The sequence below is a fragment of the Prevotellamassilia timonensis genome (assembly GCF_900106785.1).
Taxonomy (GTDB): domain Bacteria; phylum Bacteroidota; class Bacteroidia; order Bacteroidales; family Bacteroidaceae; genus Alloprevotella; species Alloprevotella timonensis.
The window spans coordinates 766,726-788,221 of sequence record NZ_LT629845.1; the positions used below are offsets into that span (position 1 = coordinate 766,726).

Below are 21,496 nucleotides of genomic sequence, written 5' to 3' on the forward strand. Positions count from 1 at the left end.
GGGTAGTTATGGATAGATGTATAGATAGTTTCTTGCAGCATGTAGCATCGTCGCTAAAAAATAAATTTGGCGACAATCTAAGTCGCGTGGCTGTAGTATTTCCGAACAAACGTGCGAACCTTTTTTTGAACGAATATCTGGTAACAGGCAACGAGGTTATGTGGGCGCCAACCTATATGACTATCAGCGAGCTGTTTACATCGTTGTCGCATTTGCAAATAGCTGATCCAGTTGATGTTGTGTGCCGGTTGTACAAGCATTATGCAAAGGCAACAAATAGTAACGAATCTCTCGACTATTTTTATGGTTGGGGAGAGAGATTGTTAGCTGATTTTGATGACCTTGACAAGAATCTGGGTGATGCGGACAAAATATTCTGCGACTTACGGGAATATCAAGAGATAGGGGCTTATGATGAAATATTAGATGAGGATCAAATTGCGCAATTACGTAAATTCGCAGGTGACTTTTCTGTTAAGGACCGCAGTAAAATACGTGAGCGCTTCATGCAGTTGTGGGAGGCAATGCTACCCCTGTATAAAGGACTGAAAGAGGATTTGGCCAAAGACGGAATGGCCTATGAGGGACAGCTATACCGCGATGTGCTCGAACGGCTTAAACGTCAAGAATTGGTATTGCCGGCACAATTTGATTACTATGCTTTTGTTGGCTTTAATGTGCTTGATTCTGTTGAAAAAGAACTGTTCAAGTTGTTGCAAGCTGAGGGGAAGGCCCTGTTCTATTGGGATTATGATGTTCATTATGTCAATAATAATGACCCTCTTTCCCCAACAGAGGCCGGTGTGTTCTTGCAGGAAAATCTTAAGACTTTCCCTAATGAATTGGCCAACGATACTGGTCTGTACAACAATCTGACAGGCAGGAGTGGAACAAAACTTGGAATAACCTTTGTTGCTGCCGACACAGATGCCATACAAGCACAATATGTCGACCAATGGTTGTCGACACGATGTGATGGAAAATTAGACAGCAATGAGGCACGACAAACTGCTATTGTGCTATGCGACGAGGGACAGCTTTTGCCCGTACTACACGCCTTACCCAAAAGCAAGGGGTATGATGTGAACATCACAAAGGGTTTCCCCCTGACACACACACCAGCTTATGCCTCTGTGATAAGGTTTATGAATGAGATGTTGTATGATCAAAATGTACGACGTTGCAAACTGCCTGAGGGAACCAAACCTATGCCACTGCAACAAAGCGAGGCGATGGACAAGTTGTTAGTAATTCAACAATTAGTGAAGAATGATGCGGTCGATGTGCGCAAGAAGTACAAAACTGATGATTGGAAAAACATATTGTACACGGAGTCATACTTCCAAATATACACCATTATATCACGTTTTGTTAAACTAATTGAGACTGGCACATTGTCTACAGAAGGAACTAATAATTTGTATATTGGTCTGGACACACTGTTCAAACTGCTCAAACAGGTCATGCGCAGCCAAACAATACCGTTTCATGGAGAACCAGCCGTTGGACTACAGATTATGGGTGTGCTCGAAACACGATGCCTGGACTTTAAGCATGTATTGATGCTATCGGTAGGAGAGGGTATACTGCCCCAAAAAGCAACTGATGCATCATTTATTCCTTTCTTAATTCGCAAACGGTATGGACTAACCACATACCTGCGCAAAACGGCCGTTTATGCCTATTATTTCTACCGATTGATGCAGCGCGCCCAAGATGTGACTTTAGTTTACAACAATTCGACGTCAGGCACACATAGAGGCGAGATGTCGCGCTTTATGCGTAGTATGCATTATGACCCGCAATTAGGGAAAGACATCAAACGCTATCATCTGAAAAGTGTGCCACGACCGTTGTCTTTGCCGGAACTGAAGATCTGCACAAACGCAGAGAATATGGAACAGCCATTTCGTAACAAATTCTCGCCATCGGCACTCAATACATATTTGTCGTGCAATCGTATGTTCTATTATCAATACATTAAGCATCTCCGTAAACCAGACGACACTGATGGCATAATTGACCCACGAGATTTGGGTACAGTCTTTCATTATGCAGCTCAGTCCTTTTACGATGAAGTAATTGGAAGGCAATGTATTGAGCCGAAATCATTGCGCAATTATTTGGAAGTCAAAAACAATGTGCAATTGCAGGATATTGTCAGAGGAGCATTCCTTGATACGAAAATAGAACGCACTGCGATGGCCGAAACAATTGTCAACAAATTTCTGCATGATACAATCAAATACGACTCAGGAGAATTTAACTCCAACAAGGCTTTGACTCTGAATAGCCTCGAATTTGTAGCAGCCGAACGCGATGCCGGGATCTTTCTGAAAGTACCTTTTGGAAAAGAAGGCAAATTGGTTAACATTAGGTTATATGGCCAAATAGACAGGCTCGATTTAGCTGAGCTCGAAGGCGTTGGCCAATGTCTGCGCGTGGTGGATTATAAAACGGGAGGCAGTAGTGTAGAAGTGAAGGACATGGAACATATGTTTAATCATCAACAAGAGAAAGATCCTAAACACCCGTTCCAGACATTTGCTTATTGCTTGATTGTACACGAAAGTCCAGAGTTTTCACAATACAAGAGTTTACCTTTGGTGCCCGCGCTTTATTATGTACATCATTTTCGGAAAAAAGGGTCTAATCCATACATATCCTTTGAAGGCAAGTCATGCACGGACTTCAGAGCATATGCCGAGGAGTTTAAGTCAAAGCTCATAGGGTTGCTTTCAGAGATAATTGACCCCAAAAATCCATTTGAATGTACTAACAACAAAGATACCTGCAAATATTGCGACTTCTGTGACATGTGTGGCAGAAATTCGTGATTGTTGCAAAAGAACAAATTAGAAATAGATGGTAAGTATAGCTGTATCTGAATCATTCAAGAACATCTGCCCCGATTTCTGTGGCGCGGGGATTCATGCTACCGTAAAAAACAGTGCTTTATCTGATGCCCTGTGGGAAGAGATTAGTGCTTATGGTAACGAACTCTCAGGGAAGTACACTATTGACACAATTAAAGAACGTGCAGGAATTTACGCAACCCGCTTGGCTTACAAGGCATTTGGTAAGGATCCGAGCCGTTACCGTCCAGCCTGTGAGCAACTTGCACGCAGAATATTGCAAGGTAAGGAGTTGTACCACATCAATACGGTTGTTGATGTGGTCAACCTCCTGTCATTGTACACAGGTTACTCCACTGCCGCTTTGGACAGAGCGTGCATAGCAGGTAATAATGTGGAGCTTGGCATTGGACGAGCAAATGAACCATATCAGGCTATAGGCAGAGGTTTACTCAATATCGAGAAATTACCAGTCTATCGCGATACAGAAGGTGCGTTTGCCACACCAACGAGTGATTCTACACGCACAATGGTATCTCTTGACACTACTAACTTGTTGGTGCTTATCAATGCTTATGACGGCGACCATCAACATTTGCACGAAGCTATAAAATACGGAGTCAGATGCTTGAAACAATACGCTTGCGCCTCAAACATAGAAGTGACTGTTTACGCGTCACATATCACACCGCAAATTGAGGCATTGCAACAGGAGTGTGATTGTTTTTAGTCTATTCTGAAAGGTCTGCGTTTGAGCATATTCAACCGTTTTCTGAAGTTTGCTTATGACTCATTACGCATGTTTACTTGCAGTATAATTGAAAGTAAAACCCGTTAGCACGCATTTTTGTGGCGCACCCGACAAACCCTGTGGAGTAGGCCGTGCAGATGCTAACCCAAAACTGTTGCTAAACGATACATGAAGAATGGTATGTCTATGACTCCTTTTACTTGTGCACGAAAGCATTTGATCTTTGAGTTCAACGATTCAGCTGAAGCGTTAGTCTTACGTCCGTCAAAGTAGTTCAGGATTTCATCCTCATAGAATCTGATGGTATCGCGTACGGACTTGATTTCACGCAGAGTGCAGGAAGCCACTTTCTCATACCACCCCTTGAAATTCTGTTTGGCAGTCTCCTTTGTGAGTTTCTTGTTTCTGAATATGGCTCTAAGGGAGTTGATCAGATTGTATGCTTCTTCAAGTTTTGGGTAGAGTGCGAAAAGTATCTTCGCACGCTTTTTCTGCGTTGCGCTCCACTTCTCTCGGCTCATGGACAATTGCTTGCGACATCGTGTCTGTGCCTCTACAAGAGTCTCGCCATTTTCAAGCCTTTTGGGTTCAAAGCGAGTGTTCAGCCTCATAGGCTTTCTTCCGCGCTTGCTCTTCTTCCAGTTCTTCCCATGCCTTTTCCTCATTCGCTCGCGGTAAGCCTTTCTCTGCGCTGCCAGATTTTCGAGGTATTTGCGAAACTCTGCCTTCTGTCTGTTCGCCTCCTTTACGGCTTTTCGTTTCAGGCGCAGGCGTATCTCTTCGCAGCCCTCTCCACCGCGTTTTACGACATGGAAGCAGTCACGTATGACTGTGGCTTTAGGGAATGCCTCTCGGGCTATGACACGCATGCAATCTGAGAGATCCATCGTGATATTCTCAACCATTTCACGCTTATCTGCAGGTAGTTGCATGAGAACCTTCAGTACGTCAGCAGGATTCGTTCCCTTGACTACTGCTATGATTGCACCCTTGCGACCATGGGCATCCTTGTTGTGAACGATAGTGTACAGTTCGCCCTGGAGGGAGGTCTCGTCTATGCCTTGCTCCTTACCTACGTTTTGCGGAATAAGAATCCACTTGGATGCGTGATCCTTCTGCTCCCACGTCTCGAAGTTACTCAGGGCGTCCTTGTATCTTTTGGCAAACGTGGAGCTGTTAATCATGTACGTATAACCAATCTGACGAGCGGTTATCGTCTCAGAGTCCATTCGCCCTCTTTAAAAAAAGCGCGAAGTCCTTCGCGTATCGAGTGCCCTTATGCTTCAGTTCAAACTCCTTGTCAAGGTCAACACTTCTTGTTGTGCCATCCGGCATTGTCCAACGCCTTCTTCGTATGTGAAGTACCGCCTTCTTGTCTCGGGCTGGATAGTCAAGTAAACATGATTCTTCCCCAAAACCATTGCTCACGGAATCCTTCATGTCTGGTGTGCGATTGTCGCGCTCATCCAGATAGATGTGAAGCTCTGTTGTGTAAAGAACATCCTTGTCCAGAGTACGCTGTGTTGCAAAGTCTGTCACCTCGAAATATTTAAGAACTCCTTCGGGGAGGAAATATGAGGCGAGGCCCTCATACATATTTTTATTGCCATTCTGATTCATAGTGCAAAGGTACTACTTTTGGGCAATCATGTATCGTTTGGCAACTCAGTTTTTGGGTTAGCATCTGCACAGCCCTCCACAGGGTTTGTCGGGTGCGCCGNNNTGGCGCACCCGACAAACCCTGTGGAGTAGGCCGTGCAGATGCTAACCCAAAACTGTTGCTAAACGATACATGAAGAATGGTATGTCTATGACTCCTTTTACTTGTGCACGAAAGCATTTGATCTTTGAGTTCAACGATTCAGCTGAAGCGTTAGTCTTACGTCCGTCAAAGTAGTTCAGGATTTCATCCTCATAGAATCTGATGGTATCGCGTACGGACTTGATTTCACGCAGAGTGCAGGAAGCCACTTTCTCATACCACCCCTTGAAATTCTGTTTGGCAGTCTCCTTTGTGAGTTTCTTGTTTCTGAATATGGCTCTAAGGGAGTTGATCAGATTGTATGCTTCTTCAAGTTTTGGGTAGAGTGCGAAAAGTATCTTCGCACGCTTTTTCTGCGTTGCGCTCCACTTCTCTCGGCTCATGGACAATTGCTTGCGACATCGTGTCTGTGCCTCTACAAGAGTCTCGCCATTTTCAAGCCTTTTGGGTTCAAAGCGAGTGTTCAGCCTCATAGGCTTTCTTCCGCGCTTGCTCTTCTTCCAGTTCTTCCCATGCCTTTTCCTCATTCGCTCGCGGTAAGCCTTTCTCTGCGCTGCCAGATTTTCGAGGTATTTGCGAAACTCTGCCTTCTGTCTGTTCGCCTCCTTTACGGCTTTTCGTTTCAGGCGCAGGCGTATCTCTTCGCAGCCCTCTCCACCGCGTTTTACGACATGGAAGCAGTCACGTATGACTGTGGCTTTAGGGAATGCCTCTCGGGCTATGACACGCATGCAATCTGAGAGATCCATCGTGATATTCTCAACCATTTCACGCTTATCTGCAGGTAGTTGCATGAGAACCTTCAGTACGTCAGCAGGATTCGTTCCCTTGACTACTGCTATGATTGCACCCTTGCGACCATGGGCATCCTTGTTGTGAACGATAGTGTACAGTTCGCCCTGGAGGGAGGTCTCGTCTATGCCTTGCTCCTTACCTACGTTTTGCGGAATAAGAATCCACTTGGATGCGTGATCCTTCTGCTCCCACGTCTCGAAGTTACTCAGGGCGTCCTTGTATCTTTTGGCAAACGTGGAGCTGTTAATCATGTACGTATAACCAATCTGACGAGCGGTTATCGTCTCAGAGTCCATTCGCCCTCTTTAAAAAAAGCGCGAAGTCCTTCGCGTATCGAGTGCCCTTATGCTTCAGTTCAAACTCCTTGTCAAGGTCAACACTTCTTGTTGTGCCATCCGGCATTGTCCAACGCCTTCTTCGTATGTGAAGTACCGCCTTCTTGTCTCGGGCTGGATAGTCAAGTAAACATGATTCTTCCCCAAAACCATTGCTCACGGAATCCTTCATGTCTGGTGTGCGATTGTCGCGCTCATCCAGATAGATGTGAAGCTCTGTTGTGTAAAGAACATCCTTGTCCAGAGTACGCTGTGTTGCAAAGTCTGTCACCTCGAAATATTTAAGAACTCCTTCGGGGAGGAAATATGAGGCGAGGCCCTCATACATATTTTTATTGCCATTCTGATTCATAGTGCAAAGGTACTACTTTTGGGCAATCATGTATCGTTTGGCAACTCAGTTTTTGGGTTAGCATCTGCACAGCCCTCCACAGGGTTTGTCGGGTGCGCCGTTTTTGTGCTAACGGGTTAAATAATTGCAGAATTACAATGTTATTGTCAAACCTTCCTTGGCCAAATATGTTTCTTGAAAGACGGACTTCGCCTCGTTTAGCAATACGTTCTCATCATCATAACGTGAGGAAAAATGTCCAATAACTAATTTGCCGACACTTGCAGCCTTTGCTATTTGCGCAGCTTGTAATGCAGTTGAATGTAAAGTTTCAATAGCTCTCGCCAAATTGTCTTGTCCGAAAGTTGCTTCATGATAAAGGACGTCAACTCCGCGAAGAATAGGCACATTTTGCGGACGATAGCATGTATCGGAGCAATATGCATACGTCCGTCCCTTGTCTGCGGGAAAGACTAACTGCTCGTTAGGTACAACGTGTCCATCTGGCATAGTCCAATCTGCTCCTTGTTTTATGGAATTTATGGCGTAATACGGAATATCCAAATAATCGATCATGTCGCGACGAATGTGAGGCAAGGGAGGGCGCTCCTTGAACAAAAAGCCACAACACGGCACTCGATGCCGCAAGGGAATGGTGTAGACCATTACAGAGCGATCCTCATAAATCAAGATCGATTGGTCGACTGTTGGCAGTGGATGGAAAATGACATCAAAGGCTATGCCCTTGCAAAAGGAATTGAGCTGAGGACGCATGAGTTCTTCTAACTCGGCATGGGCATATATGTGCATGGGTAACGTTCGACCAGCCAAAGACAAGGTTGACAGCAATCCTATCAGACCAAAGATGTGATCGCCGTGCAAATGGGATATAAAGATGTGTGACAAACGCGAAAACTTTTGACGCGCTTGCCTAAATTGCACTTGTGCACCCTCACCGCAATCAATTAAAAATAGCTTTTCGCGTATGTTTACCACCTGAGCCGACGGCCAATGCTTCAATGTGGGCATGGCACTGCCGCAACCTAATATGTGTACGTCGAACTTTTCCATATCGCAAAATTACGCAAATCGGCAATAAAAGTGTAATTTTGTGGTCAAAAAAAGTGGGCGACCCTAAATTGCCATGTCTTTTACCTATTACGCAGGTTTTCAAAATTTGTTTATATAAATCTTAGTTTAGCCAATATGGTTTGACATCTCAACTGAAGATGTGCACTTACTCATACAAAAATTTAGTTTATGGAAACAGCTAATAAAAATAATAATAGAGGCTCACATACGCGAGAGGAACAAATGCAGGCTTTCGGCCGTTTGCTTGATGTACTTGACGAACTACGTGTGAAATGCCCGTGGGACCGCAAACAAACAAACGAGAGTTTACGGCCAAACACCATAGAAGAGACATACGAATTGTGCGATGCGCTGATGAAGCACGACACGAAGAATATTTGTAAGGAATTGGGAGACGTGCTTTTGCATGTATGCTTTTATGCAAAGATTGGTTCGGAAACACGTGATTTTGACATAGCCGACGTTTGTCGTGAATTATGCGACAAACTTATATTCCGTCACCCCCATGTGTTTCCACCAAAAGGACAGGACAACAATCACATAGATACAGCACAGCAAGTAAGCGAGCAATGGGAAATGCTGAAACAGAAGGAAAAAGATGGCAACAAAAGCGTATTGGCTGGTGTGCCAGAAGCATTGCCTTCGCTAATAAAAGCGTATCGAATACAAGATAAAGCGCGCAATGTGGGTTTTGATTGGGAAGAGAAGTCTCAAGTTTGGGATAAGGTGAAAGAGGAAATAGGAGAATTTGAGACGGAAGTAGAACACATGGATAAAGACAAGGCTGAAGCCGAATTTGGTGATGTGATGTTCAGCCTTATCAATGCTGCAAGATTGTACAAGATAAATCCGGACAATGCACTGGAGCGCACCAATCAGAAATTTATTAGACGCTTTAATTATCTTGAAGCTCACACTATGAAACAAGGACGTAATCTTACAGATATGAGCTTAGAGGAAATGGACGCCATCTGGAATGAAGCAAAGTTGCATGAACGTGATGGCAATAAATAACATGACGCCCCAGGCTTTTGCACTATTCAAATGTCCTCACGAAAACGTATTTACGCGTATTGAACAATTCAGCAAGCCAAGGACTTTTCAAACACTTGAAGATATACCAACGACAGGAGGCTATTTAATTGCACCTTTCGTTTGTTCAGAAGAATGTCCTATATTGTTTATAGAACCTGATGCAACGAGTGTAAGTGAGATAGAGCCAACTGCAGATGTTAGCGATATTGGCTTTGTAGATGACGCATTAGAAGAAAGAAGGGCATACAGTAAAGCTTTCAAATCTGTATCTGAGATGTTTGATAATAAGGCTATTAAGAAGCTTGTACTATCGCGCAGATTAAACTGTAAGTTGTCGTCAAACCTTGATGCTGAAAAATTATTTTTGAGAGCTTGTACTCTTCGACCTAACAATTTTGTTGCGCTTTGGCACACCCCAGTTTCAGGTACATGGCTTGTAGCAACGCCAGAGCCATTACTTGAGCGTACAAATTCTGTATGGCATACTGTAGCTTTGGCTGGAACACTGCCATGGAACGACAACAAAGACGCTTTATGGGACAACAAGAACAAAGAGGAACAAGTGCTTGTTAAGGATTTTATTGCAACTACACTCAAGCCAGTAACAGAGGATATGGATATTTCGCCTACATATTCGTTACGCAGTGGTAATATACAGCATTTGTGTAATGACATTACTTTTACATTGAAGGACAATGTTAATCTGTGCCAGGTGCTACAGACTTTACACCCAACTCCTGCGGTGTGTGGACTGCCACGCGAAAAATCAAAGTCGGCCATATTAGAAATAGAACCCACTTCCCGGTTTTATTATGCGGGATTTAGCGGACCATATTTGCTGGAAGAGCAGACCATGCTGTATGTATCATTGCGCTGCATGCAATTAAATGCAAACATGGCGACCCTTTATGCTGGCGGTGGCATCATGCCTGAAAGTAAGGAAAACGAAGAATGGGAAGAAACTGTTAGGAAAATGGCGACCATGAGGCAGCTGATAAAACGAAATTAAAATAAAAATGTATTGCGACACAACACAAGTAAACCAATTAACAGCACTACTCGTAGCTTACAATATACGCAATGCCGTGGTGTGTCCTGGGTCGCGTAATGCGACGATTGTTCATAATTTGTATGAAATACATCGACAAGGCAAAGTAAGCATACACCCTGTTACAGACGAACGCAGTGCAGCATTTGTTGCCCTGGGAATGTCTTTGGCTACTCAAGAACCAACAATAGTGTGTGTCACATCAGGCACAGCATTGCTTAATTGTGTGCCGGCTGTTGCCGAGGCGTACTACCGACACTTGCCGTTACTTGTTATTTCGGCAGATAGACCACTACAGTGGATTGGCCAATATGACGGTCAGACTCTGCAGCAAACTGGTGCTTTGGAACCTTATTGTAGAACGGCACAAATCAATCCGCCACGAAGCGAAGGTGACTGCTGGGTTAATAATTTGCATATCAATGAGGCCCTTAATAGCCTATATCATGGTGAGGGCGGACCTGCACATATTAACGTGGCAATAGAAGAGCCTATGTTTAGCTTTAATACGGTGCAGTTGCCCAATGAACGCGTAATTAGCGTAACTTGCCCTACAAGTAGCACTCCAATACCACAAAACATTGTTGACATTATAGCGAATGCTAAATTGCCAGTGCTCTTAATTGGCCAATATGAAAAGGGCGACATTCGTAAGGAAGTTGCTGATATCGTTGTAAACGAGCAGATGCTTGTATTGCCTGAAATTATATCAGATGTGCCAGGCAATTATTTGATGAATGCTTTTGACTATCTTTCGACGCAAGCTGATGCATTAGAACCTGATTTGGTGGTGCAAATTGGAGGAAACTTTATCCACAAATCATTCAAAAGTCTGTTACGCAATACCTCATGTCGTGTAATACGAATAGACGAGGGACAAGGTTTGATAGACACTTTCTGCCATTTGCAATACAAAATTCAATCAGCTGTTCAGCCAGCCTTGGCACAACTATCAATGAAACTTCCCCGAAAGCATGAGGGTGTTGCCAAAGCTGAACGCAGGCTTGCCGATACCGCAAAGATATTAGAAGAGGGATTATTGGCAGATGAGGAGCATTTGACAATGAATTGTGTCATTAGGCATTTGTATATGAAAATGCAAACACTCGCTTGTGATTATACATTGCATTTGGCCAACAGCTCATCAGTAAGAATAGCTGGCAATTATTTCAAGTCGGGTGTGCAACCAATCCTTTGCAACCGTGGCGTTAACGGCATTGAGGGCTCATTGTCTGCGGCTGTTGGATATGCGATGAAGATGTGGGGACTTAGCATTGTCATAATAGGCGATTTAAGTTTCTTCTATGATGCGAATGCCTTATGGAACGTGTCACTACCGTCAAATCTGCGAATATTGTTGCTCAATAATAATCATGGCGGTATCTTTGACCAGTTGAAGGGATTAGAGAAGTCACCGGCACGCGACAAATTTATAGCTGCTGGACAACAGACTTATACGGCTGCAGGAATTGCACAAACATTCCATATAGGTTATACTGGCGTTCAAAATTTTGACGACCTGCGTCCTGCCTTAGAACATTTTATAGTACCCGATGGCGGTTCACAAATTGTTGAGGTATTTGTTAATGGGTGATTGTCCATTATAATAATATCTGACATTTTGAACACCATCATGGCATGCAAAGTTTAGCTGTAACGCAAAATAAACAATCTGAAAATGTAGCGTAACACAAAAAATAACTAACTTTGCAAAGGAAATATTTCGGGATTTTTCATGTAGTTGGCCTGTGCTGACAATACACGGAATATCACTTAATAATACGAACCAACTTAAAAGACGAATATTAACTTCAATTTTCATGGAAAAAAGCGCATTACAAATTGCACGTGCTGCTTACCAGCCCAAGCTGCCCGCAGGCTTGCGTGGCAATGTAAGTATCAAAGAAGGTGAACCCACTCAAAGTGTAGGTGATCAAGAGGAAATCAAGAAATTGTTCCCTAACACATATGGTATGCCTTTGGTAGAGTTTGTTCCCACAAACGAAAAGAAAGAGTATGCTCCAATGAATATTGGCATCATCCTTTCGGGTGGTCAGGCTCCTGGCGGTCACAATGTGATTTGCGGTCTGTATGATGAACTCAAGAAGCAGAACCCCGCAAACAAGCTTTACGGCTTTTTGATGGGACCTGGCGGTTTGGTTGACCACAAGTACATCGAACTTACTGATGCCATCATAGACGATTACCGCAATACTGGTGGTTTCGACATGATTGGTTCTGGCCGTACTAAACTTGAGGAAGAAGATCAGTTTGAAAGTGGCTTGAAAATTATTCGCGAGTTAGGCATCAAAGCTGTCGTGATTATCGGTGGTGATGATTCGAATACTAACGCATGCGTGTTGGCTGAGTACTATGCTGCTCATAACTGCGGCGTACAAGTTATCGGTTGCCCTAAGACTATTGATGGCGACTTGAAAAATGACCAGATCGAAACTTCATTCGGTTTTGATACTGCATGCAAGACTTACGCAGAGGTTATAGGTAACATTCAGCGTGATGCCAATTCAGCACGTAAATATTGGCACTTTATCAAGTTGATGGGTCGCTCAGCCAGCCATATCGCATTGGAATGCGCCCTTCAGTGCCAGCCTAATGTATGTATCATCAGCGAAGAGGTTGAAGCAAAGAACCAAACTCTTGATGACATCGTAACATATATTGCTGAGATTGTTGCAAAACGTGCAGCTAATGGTAACAACTTTGGTACTGTATTGATTCCGGAAGGTTTGATTGAATTCATTCCTGCAATGAAAAAGCTTATTGCTGAATTGAATGACCTTTTGGCTACACCGGAAGCTGCAACTGTAGCAGCAGCTGAACAACGCGCCTGGATTCTTGGCAAATTGTCAAAGGAGAATGCTGCTATCTACGATAGCCTTCCCGAAGGCGTTGCCAAGCAGCTTACAATGGAACGTGACCCTCACGGAAACGTACAAGTCTCGCTCATTGAAACCGAGAAGCTCCTCTCTGAAATGGTTGGCAACAAACTTGCTGCATGGAAGAAGGAAGGTAAGTTTGTAGGCAAATTCTCTGCACAGCACCACTTCTTTGGTTACGAGGGTCGTTGCGCAGCACCTTCAAACTACGATGCAGACTATTGCTATGCACTCGGTACAAGCGCAGCACAGCTCGTTGCTAATGGCAAGACTGGCTATATGGCTATTGTAAAGAACACTACTGCACCTGCAGAACAATGGGTAGCCGGCGGTGTGCCTATTACTATGATGATGAATATGGAACGCCGTAACGGCAAGATGAAGCCCGTTATCAAAAAGGCTTTGGTTCGTTTGGATGGTGCTCCTTTCAAGAAGTTTGCTGAGCATCGTGCAGAATGGGCTGAAAAAACTTGCTTCGTTTATCCTGGTCCTATTCAGTACTGGGGTCCATCTGAAGTTTGTGACCAATGCACTGCTACTCTGAAATTAGAACAGGGTAAATAATAACATGCTCTTCAAATAATGAAGAGTTGATATAGAGCGAGGATAAACGATAGCAATCGTGGTGAAGTATATTCTTTAATACATTGTATATCGTTTATCCTCTTTTTACTTTTTAATATGGTCCTAAAGAATCCTTCAAATAGAAAAACAGTGAGAGTAAATTGCAAGAAGAGTAGGGGAGGTGCATACAAACCAACACGAAGCCGTCGCACATATTCTCGCAGCAAGAGACATACCTCTTTGAAGGAGAAGGCGATATCAGCATTTCGCAATATCAACCAAAAGGCGCGAATTCTTTTCATCAGACTTTCTATTATCTGCTTAGTTGGCATTTTCTGCTATTTTGTGTACATCTATTTTGTAGTACCATACAGCCTAAAATGGCAAGCTCTGAATGGCAATGAAATGTATCCAGAGGGTTTCTCTATTCATGGTATAGATATAAGTCATCATCAAGGTGACATAGATTGGCATAAGGTTAAAAATGCGACTGTAAACGGAGAAACTATAAGCTTTATATTTATCAAAGCGACAGAAGGTGAAAATCATCTTGATAAAAATTTCAACGACAATTTCTATCAAGCAAGAGACAATGGTTTCTTACGCGGTGCATATCATTATTTCAAACCTAATGTGTCAGCCACTGTACAAGCTAAATACTTTCTTAAACAGGTTCATCTTGAAGAGGGTGACCTTCCCCCTGTGCTTGATATCGAGGAGAAAGGCAATCTTTCTGTAGAAAAATTACGAAAAGCTTCACTCACTTGGTTAAGGGTGGTGGAAAAGGAATATGGCGTTCCCCCTATAATCTACACAAATTACAAATTCAAGAAAGACTACCTAAATACAAAAGAGTTTGACAGATATCCATACTGGATTGCACACTATTACGTACACTCATTAACATATAGCGGCAAATGGCGTTTTTGGCAACACACAGATTGCGGACACATTGACGGAATAAAAGGAAATGTAGATTTGAATATATACAATGGTTCTATGTATGATTTGAAACGCCTCTGTATAGTAAAGGATTGGTAAGTCGCATTAAGGAAGGGCTATTTATTTTAGCAGAGAATTAAGTTTGTCATAAACAAATGGAATATGAACGAAATAGGAGAAATTTTCCTTGCCACTCCGAACTTCTGCGATTCTCAGCACATTCTACTGCAATAGAATTGCATTTCTTACACGAATTTATAAACAAAGCCACTTCAATTAAAATTACAACTTGTATGAGAATGCTTTGTAAATCAAAAGGAAAATAGTAACTTTGCAGCGCCGTTACGAGATAATGGCATAATTCAAACCTATAAAAATAAAAAACAAATGGCAACAAGAATCCGTTTGCAGCGTCATGGCCGTAAGAGCTACGCTTTTTACAGCATTGTAATCGCTGACGTAAGAGCACCACGTGATGGTAAGTTTACTGAAAAGATTGGTACATACAATCCCAACACCAATCCTGCAACAGTAGATTTGAATTTTGAACGCGCCTTGTATTGGGTAGAAAATGGTGCACAGCCTACTGACACCGTACGCAACATCCTTTCTAATGAAGGTGTGATGCTCATGAAACACCTTAATGGTGGTGTACGCAAGGGCGCATTTGATGAAGCTGCAGCAAAGGCTAAATTTGATGCTTGGAAGCAAGCTAAGGACGCAAAGGCAACTGCCGCTGCTGACAAGAAGGCTGCTGACAAGAAAGCTGCTGCTGAAGCTCGTCTCGAAGCTGAAAAGAAGGTTAACGAAAAGATAGCAGAGAAGGTAGCTGAAAAGAAGGCTGCTGAAGCTGCTGCTAAAGCAGAAGCCGAAGCTGCCGCAAAGGCTGCTGCAGAAGCTGAAAACGCTCCCGCAGAGGAAGCTACAGAAGCACCTGCTGAAGCTTAATTTATTCGTTCTTTTGAGCAATCGAGTAGGAGATAAGTGCTATCAAGTACTTATCTCCTATTTTTCTTATTTGGGCATAATAAATTGGGTAGAGCTTGTCTATAGCTTGATGGACCGTCCTACTTATTGTACTCCTTGGTATAATACCCAGACCATATTCGCAAGAACATAGACTTCATTAGTAGGACTATACTGATACGTACGAATAGTGCCGCAAAATCCTTCTACGCTCTTTCGCATATCTATGCCTTGAGTATAGAGATGGTAGATGTTATTTTCGTTCAGACAAAACATAAGTACTTTTTGTCTGTAAAATTCAGACTTTATAGGAGCCTTTTCAATACGACTTGCATGGGATGCTTACCTTTGATGCTATTCTGTGAACTCCAAATAAGACATAAGCTGCATTGAAAGATTCTCTTCGAATCTTACAATGCAGCTTATAATATTGTCAAATCCTTTATTGTATTGTTATAGAAATGCGTTATTTAATTATGCCTAACTCGCAGAACACCTTGCGCAAGGCGGCTACAGCACGATCTACTTGTTCTTTTGTATGAGTGGCCATTAAAGCTACACGCACGAGCGTGTCTTGAGGGGCGCATGCTGGTGGAATCACTGGATTAATGAACACACCTTCATCAAAGGCACGCGCTGTTGCAACAAAAGTCTTTTCTGTATCACGCACATACAGCGGAATGATAGGTGATTCTGTGTCGCCTATTTCGAAGCCCTCTTCCTTAAATCGTTTCAATGCGTAACGGGTTACATCCCACAGAGCTTCAATACGTTCAGGTTCATTCTGAATGATATGCAAAGCTTCAAGCGCACAAGCTGTAGCAGCAGGCGTATTTGAAGCAGAGAAAATGTATGTACGCGCATTATGGCGTAACCAATTTATGATACTTTCGTCTGCAGCAATAAATCCACCGATTGAAGCAAGAGACTTACTAAATGTGCCCATGATCAAGTCTACCTCGTCGGTCAAGCCAAAATAGTCGCACACACCACGTCCCTGATGACCGAATACTCCAATACCATGTGCTTCATCTACCATGATAGTGGCATTGTACTTATGCTTAAGTTTTACGATTTCAGGCAGATTGGCCAAATCTCCTTCCATAGAGAACACACCATCTACTACAATCAGTTTGACAGACTCGGGAGCACATTTTTGTAATTGACGCTCCAAATCAGCCATATCATTGTGCTTATATTTCAGACGCTTTGAGAACGATAAACGACAGCCGTCCACAATAGAGGCATGATCGCGATCGTCGCAGATGATGTAATCCTCACGTCCTGTAAGAGCGGGAATAACACCAGAATTTACAGTAAATCCCGTAGAGAAGCATAAAGCATCGTCCTTACCTACAAATTCGGCCAGTTCTTTTTCGAGTTGCAAATGCAGGTACAACGTACCATTAAGGAAACGCGAACCAGCACAACCTGAACCATATTTTTCCATGGCCTTAATACCTGCCTCAATAATGCGTTCGTCACCGGGCAGTCCGGTATACGCATTTGAGCCAAACATCAACACGTGATGTCCACCCATCTCAACCTCGGTACCTTGTTTACCTTCAATTGCACGGAAATAAGGATATACACCCTTTGCTTTGTATTGTTGTGGCAAGGTGTATTTTGCTAATCTGTCTTGTAATATGCCCATTTTTTATTTTCTTGTTATAGCGCATTGAGGGTCAATCAGCGCCATTCTTTGTTCGTTATTATATGAGCAAAGGTAAGCATTTTTTTATAAATGGCTAAGTGCTTAGTTAAAAAAATGCACGTTATTGTATTTTCTGTGCTATTGCTCATAAATGGTTAGCTAATAATCTATGTTTTGTCAAGCTTGCAATGAAGATTTCGCTGATAGTTACCATTGAGTTACTTATTTATTTCAGTACTACACGATCGCCTAATACTTTTGCCAATTTACGCTCAATCTGGCTTAATTGCATATACTCCTTCATTAAGGATTCGGCCTTTAAGGTGTCAGTCTGTAACTGGGGATTGCGCAGTTGTATTAGTATTTGTTGCAATTGACCTTTTATCACTGCATGCTTGTAGTCGTGTAGTATGCGTGGTACAATATCATCGAGTTTATACTTATCTTCGACATATTGCTCACGTTGCCGGCTACTCAAAATAAAATCATCTTGGCCCACCATTGCAGCAAATTTACTAATTCGTGGATCGGGGTGATTAAGGAAATAGGGTAGGGATTCCCACTCCTTGTTGGCTGACAACCTCAATGCCTCGGTCAATATTTGGTTGAGTAGAGGAGTAGTAAGAGTTAGCCCGTCTGACTTGAGGCTGTCTTCAATAAACGCAGCAACAGTAACTTGACCTTCAGAGTTTGCACTGCTTTCAGTTCTAAGCGCATCAATATACATATTCCCGAATTTCACGACCAAAGACGCCAACATCTCCTCTTCAGCATTACCTTTAACTGTGTTATTCGCATGAGACGGAGTACCATGTTCGTCAGAACCATCAGGCTGTTGTTTGTTTTCATCACCCGAATAGTCTGATGATACCTGTTTGCGGTGCTGCTTGTTTATTTCATTAACAATCAGTTCTTCATTAACTGACAGGGAAACAGCACTTTCCTTGATATACATCTGACGCACGACCTCATTGGGAATAACAGAGATACTATGAACCACATCTGTTATCAATTCGGCACGTTTGATAGGGTCTCCTTCCGCACCTTTCAAGAGAAGGTTTGTTTTGAATTTAATGAAATCTACTTGGTGCTGATCAATGTAGTTTTGAAAATCCTCAGCCCGGTGTTTGCGTGCAAAACTGTCCGGGTCATCGCCATCTGGCAACAAAAGAACCTTGATATTCAGGCCCTCGGCAAGTAACATATCTATACCACGCAAACTTGCCTTAATACCTGCAGCGTCACCATCGTAAAGTACCGTTATGTTTTCAGTAAAACGATGTAACAGACGTATTTGTCCCTCTGTTAACGATGTACCAGACGAAGCGACAACATTTTCCACTCCAGATTGATGCATGGATATAACGTCCGTGTATCCTTCTACCAAGAAACATCTACCATGTTTCACGATAGCTTGTTTTGCTTGGTAAAGTCCATATAGCTCATGGCTTTTGCTATATATCTCGCTCTCTGGAGAATTGACATATTTACCAACGTTCTTGTGCTTTTCAGTATTCAGGACTCTGCCGCCAAAAGCCACAACACGCCCGGAAACAGTGTGCACAGGAAAAATGACGCGACCATGATATCGATCGAACAAGTGTCCATCTTCTGTTTGATAACACAATCCCGTTTTAAGCAAGTATTCTTTACTAAAACCATGTGCCATGGCAGCGTTAGCAAAAGCGTCACGTTGTTCTAACGAATATCCAAGATTGAATTTTCTAATTATATCATCTCGAAAACCACGCGAACGGAAGTATGCCATGCCGATTGCAACGCCATCAACGTTATCATGCAATATATTTTGAAAATAATTGTTGGCCCACTCATTTAGAGCGAACATACTTTCACGTTCGCTCTGTTCAATTCGCTCTGTATCGGTCAACTCTTTCTCTTTGACTTCGATACCATATTTGCGTCCTAACCATTTTATTGCCTCTGGATAGGTCATCTGCTCCAGTTCCATCAAGAAGTGAACAGCATTGCCGCCTTTTCCACATGAGAAGCATTTGCACAGTTGCTTAGCTGGTGATACGCTAAAGGAAGGTGTACGTTCGTTGTGAAATGGACATAAACCTTTGTAATTTGCACCAGATTTGCGTAAGGTCACAAATTCCTTCACCACATCTACAATATCTGTGGCGTCCATTACTCGCTGAATAGTAGCCCTGTCAATCATAAATTACAGAATAGGGGGTGTTATACGTTGATCGGTAATTCGCTATTAAACATAACATACATTCTTTTCAAAACGAGAGAGTGATGTCAATCCTGCGATATAGCATTGGCAAAGAGCCGGGCCGCGGTTCTGACCATTTCAGAGCATGGTCTCTTTTTGTAATAAGAATCTGTGCGTTCAGAGGCTTGTGCTGTGATTTCAGCATTTGGTTTAAGTCCGAGAAGTTCCGCGCAAATGATACTACCGTTTATTTGCTTAAAAGATTCAGCAAGTTTTTGTACCATTGCGTAATTGCGGCTTTTACCTTCACGGTCAGAGCCGATGGTTGTACCACTTTGTAAACCTGCCAAAACAAACATACCACAAGCTGCACCACAAGTTTGTCGCATACGACCAATGCCACCTCCAAATGATGCCGACATGAGCAAAGCCTGTTCCTGCGTAAATCCGTAGAGATCAGCAAATGCTCCAACTACGCTTTGTGAACAATTATATCCTTCTTTGAAAAGCTGTACTGCGCGATCAACACGCAAATCAGCCTCTTCTGGCGTAATATGAACTTTTACCATTTTATCTTGCAGTTAAACGATATATCTTGTTACCTTTGCACAAAGGTTTGAACTTTGTGTAAATAACAAGCATATTATAAATGACTAATTATTTTGTACGATATTTGCTGCTTCTCTTGCCAACAATACTAATATCATGTAAAGATGGTTTTGATAAGGAATTAGAGAGAAAAGCAAAAGAATTTACTACTAACAGATGTCCCATTGAGGTAGAAAGTGGAACAACTCTTGACAGTTTAACGTACGATTCAAATCGAAGGATATATACGTCATATTATTTCACTTAACGGAACGAATGAGCCGTTTTACAGCAGCAATGCTCCCCTACTCCATCAAATGCTTTTGCAGCGTCTGAAAAGCAGCGCTGATTACAAAGACATAAAGGCGGCAAAGGTCACCTTTGGCTTTATCTATATATCTAAAACAGACGGACACACTGTATATCATACTGAAATCGGACCAGCCGAATACGAAGTAAATAGACAATAAAGAACAGCATCTTATCGTCATATCTACTAAGTCCTCCGAGGCCTGATCGCATTCAAAATGTTTTATTACTTAACAGCGTGCCTACACAAAAAACTTAATTCATTTGTTTAAGAGCACAGGCTAACTGATCCGGGCATGATGTAGACTTGTTGCCACATTTTATGCCGCAAAGACGTGAAATAACATCATCTTTGTGCATACCCTTAATCAAAGCACTAATGCCCTTCAAATTTCCCGGGCACCCTCCTACAAATGACACATCAGAAACACGATCGTCATCAGTAAGTTCTATATGTATCAACTTGGAGCAAGTACCCTGAGGTTGAAAATCCATTTGTTTCATTTGAATCAAATTAAAAATACGGGTAAACAGTTTGTAGCAAACGAAGGAAAATTCTCCAGTTGTTTGTCTCGCTACAAACTTTTTACCCGTATTTTGTGCGTTATTCTATCCAAGGGAAGATACACCGTATCAATCCTCAGCAGGCTTCATATTAGTGTAAACAGTTTGTACGTCGTCAAAGTCTTCAAGACGCTCAACCATTTTATCAATGCTTTCACGTTCTTCGGGAGTAACGTCCTTCACATCGTTTGGAATATATGTAAACTCTGCAGCAAGCACTTCGAAACCATTTTCCTCGAGATGCTTTTGAATCTGAGCGAAACATTTAGGATCACCATATATGGTAACGCTATTTTCTTCACTGTCCTCGTCAAATTCGTCCTCCACACCATAATCTATAAGGTCGAGAATGAGTTCGTCCATATCAACGCCTTCCTTCTTACGAATGGTGAATACAGCCTTATGGTCAAAGAGATAAGCAAGCGAACCCATTGTACCAAGGTTGCCGTTAAACTTGTTAAATACCGAGCGAACGTCGCCAACGGTGCGAGTAGCATTATCGGTCAGAGTATCAACAAAAATGGCTACTCCATGGGGGCCGTAGCCCTCATAAGTCATAGTCTTGTAATCGCTTTGATCCTTACCGCAAGCATTCTTTATTGCACGCTCAATATTATCTTTGGGCATATTTTCACGCTTGCATGTTGCGATGATTGCACGAAGTGTCGGATTATTTTCGGGTTCAGGACCGCCTGCCTTTACAGCAACAGCTATCTGTTTTCCCAATTTCGTAAATGTACGTGCCATGTGGCCCCAACGCTTCAATTTCGTAGCTTTTCTGTATTCAAAAGCTCTTCCCATGTGTTATTATATTTAGTTTGGTTTG

Annotated in this window: 18 protein-coding genes; 8 read left to right on the forward strand and 10 right to left on the reverse strand. The window is 42.6% G+C overall.

The window, feature by feature from the left end; all coding sequences use genetic code 11:
• Window positions 1-8: 8 nt before the first annotated feature.
• Both BQ5453_RS11625 and BQ5453_RS11630 read left to right on the forward strand, forming a co-directional pair.
• Entirely contained in the window at window positions 9-2,837 is a 2,829-nt protein-coding gene (locus tag BQ5453_RS11625) for a PD-(D/E)XK nuclease family protein (RefSeq protein ID WP_083361224.1), read from the forward strand.
• 28 nt (window positions 2,838-2,865) lie between these two features.
• Window positions 2,866-3,585: a B3/B4 domain-containing protein gene (locus BQ5453_RS11630; protein ID WP_071123326.1), complete on the forward strand. Its 720-nt coding sequence runs from the start codon at window positions 2,866-2,868 to the stop codon at window positions 3,583-3,585.
• A 161-nt stretch (window positions 3,586-3,746) separates the two neighbouring features.
• Here the strand turns inward: BQ5453_RS11630 and BQ5453_RS11635 are convergent, their stop codons facing one another.
• From BQ5453_RS11635 to BQ5453_RS11655, 5 genes are all read right to left on the reverse strand, one after another.
• Window positions 3,747-4,790, reverse strand: coding sequence for a transposase (locus BQ5453_RS11635; protein ID WP_074027632.1), 1,044 nt, complete (start codon window positions 4,788-4,790; stop codon window positions 3,747-3,749).
• A gap of 34 nt (window positions 4,791-4,824) precedes the next feature.
• A complete protein-coding gene (locus BQ5453_RS11640; protein ID WP_143033257.1) occupies window positions 4,825-5,202 on the reverse strand; it encodes an ISAon1 family transposase N-terminal region protein in 378 nt (125 codons plus the stop codon).
• 168 nt (window positions 5,203-5,370) lie between these two features.
• The gene (locus BQ5453_RS11645) at window positions 5,371-6,414 is read right to left on the reverse strand and encodes a transposase (RefSeq protein ID WP_074027632.1); all 1,044 of its coding nucleotides are present in this window, start codon (window positions 6,412-6,414) and stop codon (window positions 5,371-5,373) included.
• A gap of 34 nt (window positions 6,415-6,448) precedes the next feature.
• Window positions 6,449-6,826 carry an ISAon1 family transposase N-terminal region protein gene (locus BQ5453_RS11650; RefSeq protein ID WP_143033257.1) on the reverse strand — a complete coding sequence of 126 codons (378 nt, stop codon included), beginning with the start codon at window positions 6,824-6,826 and terminating at the stop codon, window positions 6,449-6,451.
• Between the two features lie 156 nt (window positions 6,827-6,982).
• Window positions 6,983-7,900: a ribonuclease Z gene (locus BQ5453_RS11655; protein ID WP_071123327.1), complete on the reverse strand. Its 918-nt coding sequence runs from the start codon at window positions 7,898-7,900 to the stop codon at window positions 6,983-6,985.
• Between the two features lie 189 nt (window positions 7,901-8,089).
• Here BQ5453_RS11655 and mazG point away from each other — a divergent pair, with 189 nt between their 5' ends.
• From mazG to BQ5453_RS11685, 6 genes are all read left to right on the forward strand, one after another.
• Window positions 8,090-8,935 carry a nucleoside triphosphate pyrophosphohydrolase gene (gene mazG, locus BQ5453_RS11660; RefSeq protein ID WP_071123328.1) on the forward strand — a complete coding sequence of 282 codons (846 nt, stop codon included), beginning with the start codon at window positions 8,090-8,092 and terminating at the stop codon, window positions 8,933-8,935.
• Window positions 8,913-9,965: an isochorismate synthase gene (locus tag BQ5453_RS11665; RefSeq protein WP_161942427.1), complete on the forward strand. Its 1,053-nt coding sequence runs from the start codon at window positions 8,913-8,915 to the stop codon at window positions 9,963-9,965. The genes mazG and BQ5453_RS11665 overlap by 23 nt, the downstream gene beginning before the upstream one ends.
• Before the next feature lie 7 nt (window positions 9,966-9,972).
• Window positions 9,973-11,598 carry a 2-succinyl-5-enolpyruvyl-6-hydroxy-3-cyclohexene-1-carboxylic-acid synthase gene (gene menD, locus BQ5453_RS11670; RefSeq protein WP_071123330.1) on the forward strand — a complete coding sequence of 542 codons (1,626 nt, stop codon included), beginning with the start codon at window positions 9,973-9,975 and terminating at the stop codon, window positions 11,596-11,598.
• 226 nt (window positions 11,599-11,824) lie between these two features.
• On the forward strand, window positions 11,825-13,465 hold the full coding sequence (locus tag BQ5453_RS11675; protein WP_071123331.1) for a diphosphate--fructose-6-phosphate 1-phosphotransferase: 1,641 nt from the start codon (window positions 11,825-11,827) through the stop codon (window positions 13,463-13,465).
• A 240-nt stretch (window positions 13,466-13,705) separates the two neighbouring features.
• On the forward strand, window positions 13,706-14,506 hold the full coding sequence (locus BQ5453_RS11680; RefSeq protein WP_071123644.1) for a glycoside hydrolase family 25 protein: 801 nt from the start codon (window positions 13,706-13,708) through the stop codon (window positions 14,504-14,506).
• Between the two features lie 288 nt (window positions 14,507-14,794).
• Window positions 14,795-15,355: a 30S ribosomal protein S16 gene (locus tag BQ5453_RS11685; protein ID WP_022102963.1), complete on the forward strand. Its 561-nt coding sequence runs from the start codon at window positions 14,795-14,797 to the stop codon at window positions 15,353-15,355.
• 484 nt (window positions 15,356-15,839) lie between these two features.
• Here the strand turns inward: BQ5453_RS11685 and spt are convergent, their stop codons facing one another.
• From spt to BQ5453_RS11710, 5 genes are all read right to left on the reverse strand, one after another.
• A complete protein-coding gene (gene spt, locus BQ5453_RS11690) occupies window positions 15,840-17,027 on the reverse strand; it encodes a serine palmitoyltransferase (RefSeq protein WP_071123332.1) in 1,188 nt (395 codons plus the stop codon).
• A 226-nt stretch (window positions 17,028-17,253) separates the two neighbouring features.
• Complete coding sequence (gene dnaG / locus BQ5453_RS11695; protein ID WP_071123333.1) at window positions 17,254-19,209, reverse strand: DNA primase; 1,956 nt, start codon at window positions 19,207-19,209, stop codon at window positions 17,254-17,256.
• Between the two features lie 86 nt (window positions 19,210-19,295).
• Complete coding sequence (locus BQ5453_RS11700; protein ID WP_143033431.1) at window positions 19,296-19,763, reverse strand: C-GCAxxG-C-C family protein; 468 nt, start codon at window positions 19,761-19,763, stop codon at window positions 19,296-19,298.
• A gap of 598 nt (window positions 19,764-20,361) precedes the next feature.
• Complete coding sequence (locus BQ5453_RS11705; RefSeq protein WP_202614968.1) at window positions 20,362-20,610, reverse strand: TIGR03905 family TSCPD domain-containing protein; 249 nt, start codon at window positions 20,608-20,610, stop codon at window positions 20,362-20,364.
• A gap of 129 nt (window positions 20,611-20,739) precedes the next feature.
• Complete coding sequence (locus BQ5453_RS11710) at window positions 20,740-21,471, reverse strand: YebC/PmpR family DNA-binding transcriptional regulator (protein ID WP_022102956.1); 732 nt, start codon at window positions 21,469-21,471, stop codon at window positions 20,740-20,742.
• Window positions 21,472-21,496: the final 25 nt, after the last annotated feature.